Source organism: Vogesella amnigena, from assembly GCF_042648905.1.
GTDB lineage: Bacteria > Pseudomonadota > Gammaproteobacteria > Burkholderiales > Chromobacteriaceae > Vogesella > Vogesella amnigena.
In genome coordinates, this window is the sequence record NZ_JBHRYH010000031.1 from 1 (window position 1) to 1126 (window position 1126).

Genomic DNA, 1126 nt, shown 5'->3' on the forward strand with positions numbered 1-1126 from the left:
CCATGGCAAACCGTTATTCCTTCTGGAGCCTCTTCAAGCACGGGCTCAAACACCACGAAACCTGGCAGCCGGCCTGGCGTACACCGCAGCTCAAGCCACGCTACGACGTGATCATCATCGGTGGTGGCGGCCACGGCCTGGCCACTGCCTACTACCTGGCCAAGAACCACGGCGTGAAGAACGTGGCGGTGCTGGAGAAGGGTTATCTCGGCGGCGGCAACACCGCGCGTAACACCACCATCGTCCGTTCCAACTACCTGTGGGACGAATCCGCCCACCTGTACGAACACGCGCTCAAGCTGTGGGAAGGGCTGTCGCAGGAGCTGAACTTCAACGTGATGTTCAGCCAGCGCGGGGTGATGAACCTCGGCCATACCCTGCAGGACATGCGCGACATCGAGCGCCGGGTCAACGCCAACGTGCTGAACGGCATCGATGGCGTGATTCTGTCGCCGAAAGAAATCCAGGACATCGTGCCGCTGATGGACGTGGGGGCCAGTACCCGCTTCCCGGTGATGGGCGCCAGTTACCAGCCGCGCGGCGGGGTGGCGCGCCACGATGCGGTGGCCTGGGGCTTTGCCCGTGCTGCCAGCGAGCTGGGCGTGGACCTGATCGAGCAGTGCGAAGTCACCGGCATGATCATCGAGGATGGCCGCATCAAGGGCGTGCATACCTCGCAGGGGGATGTGTTCGCCGACCGCGTCGGCTGCGTGGCCGCCGGCAGCACCTCCACCCTGGCCAAGATGGCCAAGGTGCGGCTGCCGCTGGAAAGCCACCCGCTGCAGGCCTTCGTGTCCGAATCGATGAAGCCGTGCCTGGACACGGTGGTGATGTCCAACGCGGTACACGGCTATGTCAGCCAGTCCGACAAGGGCGAGCTGGTGATCGGCGCCGGTATCGACAGCTACCTGGGCTACGGCCAGCGCGGCAGCCCGCATGTGATCGAGCACACCGCCGCCGCCATCATCGAACTGTTCCCCAGCTTCTCGCGCGTGCGGCTGAACCGCCAGTGGGGCGGCATTGTGGACGTGGCGCCGGATGCCTGCCCGATCATCGGCAAGTCGCCGGTGAAGGGGCTGTACTTCAACTGTGGTTGGGGTACCGGTGGCTTCAAGGCCACGCCGGG

1 protein-coding gene is annotated in these 1126 nt (G+C 64.9%); it reads left to right on the plus strand.

From position 1 onward, the window contains the following. Window positions 1-2 precede the first annotated feature (2 nt). The coding region (locus tag ACFOKJ_RS12635; RefSeq protein ID WP_390280126.1) for a sarcosine oxidase subunit beta family protein at window positions 3-1126 on the plus strand (1124 nt) is incomplete at its 3' end.